Here is a 14,080-nt window from a genome sequence, read left to right as displayed (position 1 = left end):
CCCTATGGCTTCAGATAATTCGGCAACTTCGATTCCCATTCGCTCATCAAAGCCAGCGTCATATCGACCGTCTCGCCGGTGTTCTTGACCAACTCCAACGTGCCGGCCGGGACGGTGCTGTCCCAACTGAAGTTCTTCGACATAAAGCTCAAGACGTCGCGCTTGTAGGCCGTATCGAGGTTGTCGAGTTGGTCACCCTTGGTTTCGAGAACGGTAATCCGCGATGATCCGTCCTTGCGGCTGACCGCGAAGATGAAGTCGGGATAGATTTTCGCCTTGCGCCAGCCCTGCACCGCATATTGCGACCGGGCCACGTTCCGATGCCACCAACTGAGGGCGGCGTCGCCATCGAGATAAACCGCGACGTCGCGTTCCTCGCCATTGTAGTCATCTTCATAGACCGGAGAGAACAGGCTTCGCTGGACGGGGTTGCCGTCCTTGCCGACAAGCACGCGCGCACCCTCTGGTTGATTGGTCTCGCTTTCGAACGGCATTTGCCAGTTTCGACCATCGAGGCGTAGCCGAAACTGAATGCGTCCCGTCGCGACATCGGTCTTGAACAGGGCTTCGGCCCGTGCGGTCTGTTCCTTGTCCAACCCCTTCCGGAATTCTTCGACGATGAGGCTCGCAACGGCGCCGAGCTTGGTGTCATCGAAGCCCCGCTTGCGCAGCGCGGCCAGCAGGCGGCCAACGATTTCGCGGCCGACGAAGGGATTCGGCACGAGGTCGGAGATCATCCGAACGGCGTGGGCGGGATCGAAAGCCAACACTTCCGAATTCGCCGCCACGGTTTCGCCGACGAATAATTCGTCGCCATCGTCGGTGAGACGAATCCGCTGAAGCTGGCTTTCCGCCGCCTGCGCATTCTCCGGAATGCGCTCGGCGACGTCCTTCGGATCGAATCCGCGCCAGTCGATACAGGACAGCACGTCGGTTTCGTAGTCGAGGTCGCGGACCTCGTCGGCATCGACCAACAGAACCTTGGGTAGATAAATCTGGTGCGATGAAAAAGCCGGGCGACGTTTGATCTTCCGGGATCCCTTGCCCGACTTTTTTGAGTCCTCCTGGGACACTTGCAGCACGAGGTCGCCAAGGCCGTCCTGTTCGAGGCCGTCCTTAATCGCATCAACGACGTCGGCGGTCTTGGCGTGGTGGGTGATGACGTGGCATTCGTCCAGCGCGCCGACCCCTGTTTTCAGTGCGCCGGGTTGGCGAAGGATGCGGCCGATCAACTGGGTCATCGCGTTGAGGTTGGAACTAGCGGCAAGCGCGCATAGGACATAGGCGAACGGGCAGTCCCACCCTTCCTGCAAGGCCTGCTTGGTGATGATCGCCCGGATACGGTTGGTCGGCGACAACAGGTCCTGATTTTCAGGCTGGTTCAGGTCGTTCTGCTCAGCCGTCTTGATGGCGATTTCGGCGGCGTCGAAACCGGCCGTGAGAAGCCAGTCCTTCACGTCTTCTGCATGGATGTGCTTGCTGGAGCGTTGATCAGTCCCAGTGCGCTCCACCTGAATCAGCATGATCGGGCGCATATAGCGTCCAGTATTAGCTTTCAGTTTCCGCGCGTCACGGTCGAGGCTTTTCAGCCGATCCATTGCCGCACTCAATGTCGCCTTCCAGTCGGTCCCCTGCCGTGGGTCGAGGTTGAGCGGCATCTTGATCATGCCTTCGCGATCGAGATCGCGTCCCGTGATTTCGACGAGGACATTGGCGTAACGGGCTTCGCGCGGATTCTTGCCGCCGCGCGGCTGCACATCCAATGGGGTGGCTGTCAGTTCCAGCACGAAGCAAGGATTGAAACCGTAGAGCGTCCGGAATGCGAGATCAGAAATCGCGCGGTGGCCCTCGTCGAGCACCACCATCGGCCGAATAATCCGCAGAGCATTGCCAAGCGAATCCTTCACCATCGGGAACATGCCGTCATAGGCGTCGAGGTTCGGCGTCTGAACGAGTGCGGCCTGATGGGCTTGCTGCTCACCCTCCGGCGGGAAGAAGCCGTGGACGTCACCCCGGTCCCGGAACATCTTCAGGGAATCCTGCGTCTCGCGGTTCGCAGATTGCAGCATCAGCAGCATGACGCAGAGATTGGTTTCGACGTCGCGGGCGTCGAGCCGATCCGTCTTTTCCATGATCCGGACACGGCCGGCGGCGGCACGTTCGAGCGCCTGCCGATAGGGATGCTGGCGATCCTTCAGATGCTTCAAGGTCTGGGTGTAAATCGCCTCGTTCGGCACGATCCACAGGACGAACCCGGTATTGCGGTCGAGGTATTTACCCATGACGCGCGACACGGCGGACACCGCAAGCCATGTCTTGCCGCCACCGGTCGGTACCTTGAGCACGACGTTGGGCACCGGCCGCTGGCGTCCGTCTATCCGGGGCGAGAACGGAATACTGGCACGTGAAGCAGGCAACTTGCCGCCCTCCTTCAGCGTGTCCCATGTCTCTTTGGCGAAGTCGGGGATTGGTAACTTCAGATGCGGCTTGGTCGCACCAAGCTCCTCGATTTCGTCCGCTTCCTTTTTCTTGTCCTTCAGGACATCGAGGTAGGCGTCGAGCGTCGAGATCACCCGGCTCTGATAATCGAGATCCCGGAACATGCCGTCAGCTCCGGTCAATGCGGTAAAGCGCGAACGGCAGTGGCACGAACTCCACGGGCACGTTCTGCTCGGTCAGCATCTTCTGGCTGACGAACCGGGCGGGGGCAAAGACAAGATGCCGTTTGCCCGGCTTGGCCTCTGCGAATGCCTTGGCGCGGGCCAGCGTCAGCGCCGCGTCTGGAGTCTTCAGCCAGTCGAGGTCGGGCTTGTAGATCAGCCAGACATGCTGGCTTTCGGTTTCGCCGAGATAGAAATCCTTCTGGCGGATCGCCTGCGGATCGAGCGCTTGATTGGTCGCCATGTGGAACAGCGCGGCACCGATGGCCGGATAGGGCGGCAACGATTTTCCGCTCAAAACCTTGTCGAGCTCGACGGGATCGCCGAGCGTGCAATAAGTGAATTCGCCCCCAAGACCCTCGGCGCGCTCCGTCACCGTCTTTTCGCCTGTGACGACCAGTTCGCCGTCCTTCACCTGCTTGGTGATGCGGTCGAAGTCTGGGCCTTCCAGATTCTCGATACCCTTGACCCGCTGGACAAGATCGTCGGCTCGCTCAATCGCCCGCCAGTTCAGGCTTTCACGGAGCAATTCGGTCTTTTGTGTCCCCTCGGATTTATAACCCTTGATGACGCGTCGGACCCGCTCGGCGGTCAGCTTGTCGGCATAATCCTCCATTTCCACGAGGATGAAACGCCGATTACCACCATCACGCTTGTTAGCTTCGCGGACAGCATGGGCGGTCGTACCAGACCCAGCAAAAGAATCCAAAACAACCGCATCTTTCTTTGTGGCAATTTCGACAATACGTGAAAGGAGGCGAAGAGGCTTGGGGGTTGGGAATGCATCTTCGCGCCCAAAGATCGCATGCATTTCCTTCTTTGCTTCGTCTGTGTGCCCAACCTCGGTGCTGGGCCACCAAGTCCAAGGAACAAAGCCTCCAACCTCATCGAGGTAGCGGATTACGCTTGGCTGGCTGTTTCCATCTTTGCCAAACCAAATTCGACCTTGTGCGCGAAGTAGATTGAACTCGGATTCCACCATACTCCAACAACGACCTTCTGGGGGACGATGCACGACGCCAGTATCCGTAGTGATTGGATACATCTGATTCTTCCGAAAACCTTGCGCCGTCATCGGAATGCCACGCCATCGGCCTCGCGGATCGTTGTTTGGATTCCCATAAACTTGGAGTTGATCTTCCGTTGGCGACACCTTGTTCCGAAGAGCCTTGAATGCGCCCGGCGCTTTTGAGTAGACCAACACGTAGTCGTGAACGTCCCCTATGGCTTCGCGATTCTCTCGTGAGTAACGCTTTTGCCAAACACAACAAGCAATGAATTTATCCGCTCCAAATATCTCATCGAGAATTGCTCGTCCGTGCTGAACTTCATTGTCATCCAGCGTCATCCAGAAGCTACCTTCGTCGGTCAGTAGCTCATGCAGCATCCGGAGGCGCGGCCACATCATCGCGCACCACTTGTCATGGCGCAGGCCGTCCTCGATGCCGACGGGATTGGCATTGAGCCATTCCTTGATCATCGGGGCGTTGACGTTGTCGTTGTAAGCCCAGCCCTCGTTCCCGGTGTTGTAGGGTGGGTCGATGAAAATGCAGTCCACTTTCCCGGCGTATATCGGCAACAGCGCCTTCAGGGCGTGCAGGTTGTCGCCGTGGATGATCAGGTTGCCGTCGAGCGCGACCGGCCCGATGCCTTTCTTCGGATGAGGTACGAGGGGACGGAAGGGCACCGCCAGATGATGGTTGTACACGAATTCCTTGCCTTTGAAGTTCAGTTCCGTCACGTCGCTTGCCCCCAACTCACCCAGACCGACATAGAATCAGCCGCCGCGCCACCATGCAACGCCGACCAGCAGCGGTCACTCTGGGAATCGACGTCCTGGATGACTCGGCTGGGAGTGTGCATAACCTCTAGGCTGTGGGAATCGAAATCTGTAGGCTAACTTTGATTGATCCATTGATTTCATTGTCGATTATCTATTCATCCATTTTGCTACCAGAGCGGCACAGCCATAATCGAGGATGGCGGCGTAGTGGTCATGGCGTTCGGTGTAGCGGTCATAAGTGCGCCACCGCATCCATTTCGGTTTAGGCGGCAAGTCCCAATCGTCAGGGTCCAAATCCCGGATGAGGCGTGCTTTTATGCGCGCCTGCCCTAAATGCGCCCGGCCGGTGGCATCGCTGAATTGCGATTGATATGCGACCTGCCGCTGCCATGTCTGACGGCTACAGAACTTGGTCGCTCCCGAAGGCTTCCAGAGTACGGAAGCCAATCGGTTTCGTGCCGGGCAAACAAAGTACCATTGAACGCCGCCGAAATGCCGTGGCTCACATGCGAGTCTGATGCGCTGGTTCAAATTCCCAATACAGATTTGTAGCCAACCCTGATGGCCGGTTAAATCCGCAGAAATGGTCCCAGAGGCGACTTCGCCCCAATAGCTGTGTGTCCACCGAACGCCGACAGGAGCACTGTAACGCCCGCGTTGGACCAGTCCCTGCCGTATTAGCTGGCAAAGGTTCAGCTTAAGTCCGTCCTGCAAACAAACTCGTTCTCGATTTCTCGGCATTTCGGTTCTCCAAGCCAACAGTCCGCCTTCCGCGACCTCCCCCTCCCCAGAATCTGAGGAGAGGAGCGGAGTGAAGGGAGCGCTTCCCAGCACCGTTTTCCGAGGACTGCCTTTTATCGGTGGCCGGCCGCTCCCCGCCACGCATACACGTGACAAACACTGGGGTTCGAGGTCCTCGCTATCCCTCAGCCCGCGCTCGGGCAGTCGGGCCGTCGGAAGGTGAAGCTCCGGCGGTGCTCTCCGGTTTTGTTGGGACCGGCATCCCTGACAACTCATCGCGCCTGCGGCTCAGGAGAGGCATATTGCGAGCTGCAGACGGCGGCGGGGACAGTCATCAAATAGACCCGCCGCAATATCTGCGCTCAATCAGCTCTCGCTGGGCGCTGCCTCACCTAGAACTTCGAATTTGTACGATGGCCGGTGGGACACAATGGCCGAAAAGCCTAACAATTGGGTGGAAAAGAAGCGGGTCCCACTTCCCGCTAAGAGATTGAATCGACAGCGCCGGGGCAGTCCCCTAGGGAGCGCCAGCATCATCTAAGCCATTGAAAAGCTGAAAACTCTAAGCAATCATAAGCTTAGAGAGGCCGCCTTGCTACACAAACGTAGCCCACAAAGGTGGTCCACAATGGCGGCTTTGAGTTATATGCAGCGGCGTGCGTCTGGCACCTACGAGTTTCGCAAAAGGCTGCCTGAGGCGCTAGCCGGGAAGCCCGTGCCCGCTCACATGCGTGATGCTTTCCCTGATCTCATCAACCCTAAAACGCACTGCTTCAAGCGCGAGCTCGTTCGCTCACTCGCAACGAAGGAACTGAAGGAAGCGAAACGGCGCGATCATCACGAGGCATTAAAGGCGACCGAGTTGTTCGATGCGGCTGTGAAAGCCCTCACGCCACGCACCAGCACCGTCGCGGTGCAGTCCGGGGCTCTCGACTTTAAGCAGTTGGGCGATGATGTCTTTGCGGGTCTCCTCGCTGACGACGATGCCGAACGGATGGACGGCGATGATCGCAGGCATTTGCAAACGCCGGAAGAACGAGCGCAATGGCCCGATCTCGTGAAGGTGCCGCCCAGTACTCAAATGGGAATGTCCGCTGATCATTGGCACGTTTATGGCGAGGCCGCTCTGGAATTTCAAAACGATTACCGTGAAGCCTACGCCCGGCGTGACCCGACGATCGTTTATCCAGAAACCAGTATCGAACTAAGGAAACGCGGCATCCATTGGGATAGATCAACGCCAGAGTTTCAGCAGGCAGCCCTCGTAGTCCTTGAAGCTCACGTGCGAGCCTATGACGCGATAAACAAGAGGCAGCGGGGCGACATCATTCCGACCCCGGTGGTGACCAAACAGCCTACTGGTGAGCTAGGGCCAAAGCTCTCAGAAGCGCTGGCGTCATGGGCTGCCGGTGGTTCGGCCCATAATGCCAAGAAACCAAATGCCAACACGGTGACCGAGGCGGAGCAGGCTGTCCGGTACTTCAAGGAGCTTCATGGTGATCTGCGACTTGGAGAGATCAAGGCCATCTTCACGTCGCCGGTTTATGCGGACCAAGAGCGGCCTGCCGGTGGTGGCGGTGAGGCTGCGTTTTGGTTTCCACTGATTGGACTACTGTCCGGAAAGGCACCATAGGGAGCCAATCGGCGAGCTCCGGGTAAAAGTGCGGGCGTCATCGTCGATTATGTGGGCGTCTTTCAGCGCCTACAAAAAGCACTGGCAACCTACGCCACCAGCGGCAGCGGCGGAGACTCGCCGATCAAGGACAAGCAGGCACTGGTGGATGCCCTGGAGGCCGCGCTGAAGACGGCTCGCGAGTTCTGCTCCGGCGTGGGAGTAGACGTGGACGCCATCTACAAGGCTCAGAAGCTTCAACGGTTGGCACTCATCGGGCAGGCGGTAGAATGTGTCATTGCGCCGGATGACCGCAGGCGCGGCTTCTTCCGCGTGGTGAGCGCCGCAGAGCGGGCCTACAAGGCGTTGCTGCCGGACGAGCGGGCCGCTCCTTATCTGAAGCCGGTGGCTGCGCTGCATGTTTTAGCTGAGGCGGTTCGCGGCAAGCTCGGCCCGGTGGACATCTCGGCGGTCGCGACCAAGATCGAGGCGCTGCTAGACGAGAAGATCGAGGGCGTGGCGATCACGGCTCCGATCATCGAGGGGGACGCGGCGGGCGGGCGAGTCGATCTCTCGGCCATCGATTTCGAGAAGCTCGCCAAGCTGTTCGCCAAGCAACCTCGCACAGCGACGGAGGCGCTAAGGGGGGCTTGTTGTGAAGCGAGTAATTAAAGCTCTTATGTCGCGCGGAGTTGACTCAGCGCTCGCGGAAAAATTGGCGCGTGATGGATGGACGATAGGCAAGCTACAGAGCGAGCGTCAGCAGCAGCTTGAACAACTTGGTCTACAGCAGACCGCCGTCGCGGCCATCTTGCAGAAATCCCGGCCTGCAATTCCAGAGCCTGTGCTCGTTAAGGTGCTGCACGCTAATCGATATCAATGTTGTGTTTGCAGAGACCCGTCAAAGCCGATCATCGTTCACCACATAGTCGAATGGTCAAAGAGCAAATCTCATGATGAAAGCAATCTGGCAGTGCTTTGCGTCGAACACCACGCAAGAGCACACACAACAGGTACTCTTGAAAGAAATCTATCGCTTTCCCGGGTGAAATCTTCCAAGGTTTCATGGGAAGAAAAGGTTAGGTCGGTTGATACACAGGCTGTCCTTGCAGCAACGCGATTGGAGCAAGTGAATTGGAATTATATCAACGAGCTTAGGGTGTTGGAGATTGCTAAATCGCTTGGAATTCAGCCGAAGGATCTGAGCAAATATCGCGGTGCGGTTTCAGCTGGCTTGATTGATCTTGATGGTACTCCCCGACCGACCGATGGCAGCGGGTTCTATCTCTACGATGGCTCAACTATCCTGCAACGATACTTCTATATGTCTCAATTGCTGAATGCCGCTTTGGCCAAATTGACGATTATTAATTTGTCGGATCATTTTGACACGGACCTGGTCTTGCCAATTCTCGTGCCAGGAGATGTCGTCATCGTCGTCGGCAAGCATGTTTTTTCGCCACTTAACGAAAGACGAGAAGGGAAAGGGCAAGACTGTCGGGGAGTCCGCCGTGCGAACCGTGTTGCGGTGGAGTATATCTTTGATAGATGGGAAGCGACGTCATCATCTGCCAAGAATATTTGGCTGAGCGGAACAACGTCAGCTGCATCTGTGCTTCAGGTTAAGGACGTTGCACGCGAGGCAGGCTCCGTCATCGTTCGTGGTACGGCGCTAGGAATTGCGTCAGGGATGGAAAGCCTGAAGACCCGTGACTATGCGCCGCGTTGGCAAGGATATTGGCCTTCTAAGACGGGGGTCTATTGGGATGATTCCGACGAAGATAATGAAGACGACGAAGACCAACTTCGAGAGGAGGCGGGCTGACTTAGCCTGATGGGGCTGCTGGTGGAAGCCGAACGCTTGACTTGGCCCCACCAGAGTTGGATCGACTAAGAGGATTGTGCATTTCGTTTGTGGTCTTCGATTTACAAGCTCATTTATTGAAACTCACCGAGCATTTTCGACGCTGTTGGCGGGCGGTCGCGCGGACGTTAACTTGTCTTCATCCCGGATGGCATTTCGCGAAATCTTCTCCTTGCCAATATCAAGGCGACCGTGCTTGGTTGCTCTCGGACGATCATTAAAATAACCCGAATTAAGGTGAGGCTATAATGCCTGATGAAGACGAACTCCTAGCGGAATTGGACGAATCAGAAGAAAACGAATCGCCGTCTCCCGTGGAGGAAGGGTCTGATGCCGCAATAGAGCAACAGTTCGCGAAGCAACCTTTCCGCATTGTCTATCAGACAAACAATTTTTTGTTGCCGCAAATAAAAGATCTAATTGCACTGGGCGATGACGTAAACCTGCGCCCTGAATATCAACGTCGGTTGCGATGGTCGAACACTCAAAAGTCGCGATTGATTGAATCGCTGTTGCTTAATGTTCCTGTGCCACCGGTGTTTTTTTATGAGAATGACCTCGCGCGATATGAAGTTATGGACGGTCAGCAACGACTTAACGCGATCAAAGAATTTCTGAGTAATGAATTCTCTCTTGTGGGGCTCCAAATACTTTCCAGTTTGAATGGCCGAAGATACGCAAAGCTTCCTCCAAGAGTAAAACGGAGTCTGGATCGTGCCTCAATATCGGCGATTGTTCTTCTTCAGGAATCCCAGGTAAAGCTGAAAAAAGCTGGCTCTGAAAGATATTATGAAGTGAGGAGATTTGTTTTCGAGCGGTTGAATACAGGTGGACGTCGCTTAACCGCTCAAGAAGTTCGGAATGCTATTTACGGCGGTGCTTTCAACGACCTAATTGTAAAGCTATCGCGCAATAGTGTCTTCACCAGAATTTGGGGGATTCCTCCATACCAAAATGCTGATCCAAACGAATACTATGAGGAGCCAGCCCGACAAAAGAACGCGCTCTATCGTTCTATGGGGGATTGTCAACTCGTTTTGCGTTTCTTTGCGCTGGACAAGGATGAGCATATACAGGGTTCGATGAAGGCGATGTTGGATCGCTGCATGGAGCGAAATGTTGATTGCACGTCCGATCAGGCAGTAGCCCTAGGTGAGCGCTATATAAGCAGGCTAACTTTTGCAGATCGGCTATTTGATGGTCATCCATTTAGTTTGGGAGTGTCGCCTTCAAGCCACCGTCCTGTCGCAGGTATCTATGACGGTGTGATGCTTGCAATCGATAAACTATGGGACGATCGCGAAAAACTCCTCGCGAACAAAGTGGCTCTGCAAGCGGCTTATCAAGAGTTGGTATCTTCCGCGCGTCCAACACAGCCAACGCAATGTCAATAGTCTTGCTCGCTTCAAGCTTCGAGGAGTTTGTTCGAGAAGAAATTGGCCAATGTGCGGATTATCTCACCGGAAAATACACTGGCTTTCAGGATAATGTGAGGCATTCGATCAGAGCAGCGTATTGGAAAGGCTGCCTCGAATCTTTGCGCTTCAGCGGTTCTATTCTTACGGTAAGCGAGCCGAAGGCGCCGAATCCAGTATCAATCGGCAAGATAAGAAGCTTGTTAGATTCGGCGCGAGGGTTTGTCGTCGACGATGATGCGTTGCAATTGAATCGAGCGGTTTTTTATCGCCACTCAAATAACTTCCGCCCGCATGTCGTGGATGAAGTTGGTGCAAGACTCGGGATAAAAAATCTTATCAGGAATGCGGCTGATAGTGGCCGTATTAAAAGCTATTTTGGTGTATCGAAGAAAAATGAATCGTACGAAAAACTAAAGGCCAAGCTCGACGAATTTTATGAGCGGCGCAACGAAATTGTCCACTCGTTGAGCGGCGTCACAGGTTATGCAGTAGACGTTATCCTCGATTATATCGCGGTGTTTGAGATGACGGCAGAATCTATCAAGTTTGTTTTGAGCAAAGAGATTGCCGGTTGGTGACTGTCGACGTTTAAGGTGAGGTTTCTTTTGCCGGAGGATGTGTCGCGCGAGACATAAAATGCTTTTTCTTAGTTCCTTGATGCGTAACCTTTAGAATCATTGCGACGATGATTAAGGTCGCAGACTGTGATTCGGGGTGATCAAGCTGGCCGCACCGACATTCGAAGCATCCCCCTAGTTAGAAGTGGTGCTATGCTCACAGAGGCTGACGGAGGTGTAACCATGGTTGGGCCACGCCGGAGCCACGCTAGTGGTTAGCGTCGTGCGCTTCTTTAAATCGGCGGCACTGTGGGGGTACATTGGACGTCGCGGTTTCGCAGTGGCAGACCATACGGCAGCAGGTCTTGGAGCGGGATAATTTTCGTTGCATGTCCTGTGGCGTGGAATTGCGTTCTGCTGAGGCAGACATTCACCATCTCCTGCCGCGTTCAATGGGCGGCTCCGATGAGTTTTCCAACCTCGTGACTCTCTGCGATGGTTGCCACGCTGCTCACCATCCCATGCTCCAAGGCGGCTTGGCACGGCGTGCATTAGAGAAATGGGCGATCCGCCTCGCAAAGTGGCTCGATCATGAGGGCATCGTCGTCCAGCGCACCGAGAGCTTCGGTCCGGCGCTGCGCCTTTTCGGCGTGGAGCGCTTCCGCCAGGGCCAACTGCCGATCGTACTCGCGGCGCTGTCGGGGAAATCCGTCCTCGTGGTGAGTCCTACTGGCTCTGGTAAGACGCTCTGCTTTCAGCTTCCCGCTGTGTTGCGCAGCAATGTGTCCGTAGTGATCTCGCCCTTGAAGACCCTTATGACCGATCAAGTCTCGGCTCTTCTGCGCAAGAAGATTCCGGCAACCTTCATCAACAGCGATCTCTCCAAGGAGGAAAAGGAAACCCGCTATTCCATGCTCGCGCGGGCGGCGTTCAAGCTCCTCTATGTGGCACCGGAGCGGTTCTTCGTCCGCAGCAAGGAAGAGCGTGATGGGCTCTCTAAAACCGCACCGTCCTTCCTTGTGGTTGACGAGGCGCACTGCGTCGATCAGTGGGGCAACGACTTCCGCCCCGAGTATGGAAAGCTAGCACAGGTGCGGACAGACCTTGGCTCGCCTCCGATTTTGGCCTTCACCGCCACCGCTGGCAGAGAGATGCAGGACCGCATCCTTACGTCGCTCGGCATTCCAGATGCGACCGTCTTCGTGCGGGACGTAGATCGGCCGAACATTGCGCTTTTGCGACGGCGCTGCCCTGCCGAGAAGCGTGCCGAGGAGATCGCCGCACTGCTCCGCCTTCCCCGGGTACAGCGAGAGAAGGTGATGATCTTCGTTCCATCGGCAAAGGCTGGCGAAGAACTCAAAGGGAAGCTCGCTGAGTTTGGCTTGGACATCCCGTTTTACCACTCGCGGCTTGGCACGCCGTTTAAGCGACAGGAACTGCAAAAGCGCTTCCAAGGCGAAAGCTTGCCCGCGGTTGACCACATCATCTGCACCAACGCGTTCGGCATGGGCTTGGACATCCCCAACGTCCGGCTTGTCATCCATTGGCAGCAATCGGCATCAGTCGAGGACTTGTTGCAGGAATTCGGCCGCGCCGGGCGGGATCGCAAACCGTCCGTGTCGGTCATCTTCCACGAGGGAGCCGGGAATAGCGACACCGGCCGCCTCAAATTCATGGCGGACAAGACCGTGGAAAAGGCCGACCTCGACGAGCGCGGGAAGGCGCAGATGCGTGCCCAGCGCTACCGCCAGATCGATCAGGTTGCTGCAATGCTCAAGGCGGATAGCTGCTTCCGCCGGGCCATCCGCAGTTACTTCGGGGACAGAATCGTCGCACCCAAGCGGAGTCTCGCGAAGATCATTCTCGATTTGGTATTCGGCACTAAAGTAAAGGCTTCCAAGGCGCACCTCTGCTGCGACTATTGCGACCGCGGACTCCTGAAGAAATACAGCTTTCGGGCATATGTCGCTGCCGCGCTCGAAGAGGGGAAATAGGTCTACATTGCGAGACAGTGCAGCGCGGTTCGTCTGCTACGATACGCCGGAAGCTAATGATCTTACGATCTGTGTGTTAGCTGTCGTCGCTTAAGCGAAGCTCCATCGTCGCAGGTATTCGTGCTGGTGGCGCGATTACACTTGAACAGCCGGGAGATGGTCACTCCGTGCGAGGGCGTTGGCATCCGTCGTCGGTAGCGAATTTATTGGGTCGGCTTGAGGGGCCGAGTGAAGGTACCCCGGGGCTGAGCCTATCTAGATCTTGGCGGCGAAAAATTGCGAGCAGCCCCATGAGGTCACGTGTTGCGTGTGTGCCCCTTGCAAATGGTCTTAACGAATCAAGTACAGTTCCTGTCCAAAGCGAAATGGTAACGGGGCTTGATCATGCGAATGCGTGTCGACGGTGGGGAGAGTCAGTACTTTGACGACTGTGCCTGCTGCGGGATGGAGTTTCGACGCGGGCCACATGTCTATCGCGGCGATAATGTTCCAGGATGGGACGTGTTGTTGTGTCACGCCTGCAAGCAACCCTTTCACCGTCAATGGGAAGTTTCACCAACACCCCGGTTGATGGAGGCCCTTAAAGCCAAGGGTATCTCAGTGACCCTCAACAAAAATGGAATGCTTACCACTCCATAGGGTTCGTTCGCTAAGGCGCGTATGAGCGAGCGGGTTACGCGGACGCGCTTCACTTTCTCGTCCGTTGGCTGAGGAAGGAAACGCAAGGGTTGAAGTGCACTTGGGTCTCAACGGAATCCAGAATAACCTGGTCAGGCGCAGTTATGTTGAAATTTTTCGCTAGAAAACTCTCTGTAGTTCAAACTCGGGAACGGGCTAAGTCGATGGTCATCGGCTTATTGCGCCTCGATAAAACGTCTCCGCTCCTCGAAAGAACCGCCAAGGAAATTTCAAAGCTGGATGGAAATCAGGACGCCAATGAGTATTTCGTTGCAGGCGTCATCATTCTTGAGATGGACCGCGCGGAAATGCGTAGTGAATCCTCTAGGAAATACTTGCAGTCCAGGTTCCAAACGCTGCAAGGTCTAAGCGCATATTATCAAAGAAAGGCGAAAATGGTCGAAGACCTGTGGTCGCGGCAGGTTGGCGCTGACACTGGAATTCCGAAGGACGCTTATAAAGATTTGCTTTTGACGGCGAAGAAATACTGGCAATCCTAATTGAATCGAACCTCGTGGCCGATAGTTCAGTATACCATACTGTTGCTGGGTTTTCTTGTGGCCCAGATAGGCTTGCGAGGCTCGCGTGTGGCGGTTGGCCAGTGCGATCCGAAAGCGGGGCGTAGCGTGTGAGGGTGGACCTTGACCAAAAGTTGCCTCGATCCCCGGAGCCTGCCTTGTCAATCGGCTTGGAACGGCTGATAAGAGCAATCGTTCGGTAGGCCCTTCGCTCCAATACGGTCGTTCGCTCGCCTGTGCCTAGCGTCTTGCAGA

At 55.8% G+C, this 14,080-nt stretch carries 9 protein-coding genes; 7 read left to right on the top strand and 2 right to left on the bottom strand.

Going from position 1 to position 14,080, the window contains the following annotated elements:
• Window positions 1-2: 2 nt before the first annotated feature.
• A complete protein-coding gene (locus ACP0KA_RS06185) occupies window positions 3-2,603 on the bottom strand; it encodes a DEAD/DEAH box helicase (RefSeq protein ID WP_424627961.1) in 2,601 nt (866 codons plus the stop codon).
• Window positions 2,604-2,607: 4 nt separating this feature from the next.
• Complete coding sequence (locus ACP0KA_RS06180) at window positions 2,608-4,401, bottom strand: site-specific DNA-methyltransferase (RefSeq protein ID WP_424627960.1); 1,794 nt, start codon at window positions 4,399-4,401, stop codon at window positions 2,608-2,610.
• 1,411 nt (window positions 4,402-5,812) lie between these two features.
• Here ACP0KA_RS06180 and ACP0KA_RS06175 point away from each other — a divergent pair.
• From ACP0KA_RS06175 to ACP0KA_RS06145, 7 genes are all read left to right on the top strand, one after another.
• Window positions 5,813-6,817 (top strand): DUF6538 domain-containing protein, encoded by a 1,005-nt coding sequence (locus tag ACP0KA_RS06175; RefSeq protein WP_424627959.1) that lies wholly within the window; start codon window positions 5,813-5,815, stop codon window positions 6,815-6,817.
• A 51-nt stretch (window positions 6,818-6,868) separates the two neighbouring features.
• A complete protein-coding gene (locus ACP0KA_RS06170) occupies window positions 6,869-7,468 on the top strand; it encodes a type I restriction enzyme endonuclease domain-containing protein (RefSeq protein ID WP_424627958.1) in 600 nt (199 codons plus the stop codon).
• Entirely contained in the window at window positions 7,452-8,621 is a 1,170-nt protein-coding gene (locus tag ACP0KA_RS06165) for an HNH endonuclease (RefSeq protein WP_424627957.1), read from the top strand. Before ACP0KA_RS06170 ends, ACP0KA_RS06165 begins: the two co-directional genes overlap by 17 nt.
• A gap of 287 nt (window positions 8,622-8,908) precedes the next feature.
• A complete protein-coding gene (locus ACP0KA_RS06160; protein ID WP_424627956.1) occupies window positions 8,909-10,054 on the top strand; it encodes a DUF262 domain-containing protein in 1,146 nt (381 codons plus the stop codon).
• Window positions 10,045-10,656, top strand: coding sequence for a HEPN domain-containing protein (locus ACP0KA_RS06155; protein WP_424627955.1), 612 nt, complete (start codon window positions 10,045-10,047; stop codon window positions 10,654-10,656). Before ACP0KA_RS06160 ends, ACP0KA_RS06155 begins: the two co-directional genes overlap by 10 nt.
• A 299-nt stretch (window positions 10,657-10,955) precedes the next feature.
• Window positions 10,956-12,629, top strand: a complete 1,674-nt coding sequence (locus ACP0KA_RS06150) for a RecQ family ATP-dependent DNA helicase (protein WP_424627954.1) — start codon at window positions 10,956-10,958, stop codon at window positions 12,627-12,629.
• A 782-nt stretch (window positions 12,630-13,411) separates the two neighbouring features.
• Entirely contained in the window at window positions 13,412-13,807 is a 396-nt protein-coding gene (locus ACP0KA_RS06145) for a hypothetical protein (protein WP_424627953.1), read from the top strand.
• Window positions 13,808-14,080 lie beyond the last annotated feature (273 nt).

The sequence above is a fragment of the Bradyrhizobium sp. SYSU BS000235 genome (assembly GCF_049747295.1).
Classification (GTDB): Bacteria; Pseudomonadota; Alphaproteobacteria; order Rhizobiales; family Xanthobacteraceae; genus Afipia.
Note: the sequence above shows the minus strand (reverse complement) of the source record. Positions and strands in the feature narration are given on the sequence as shown.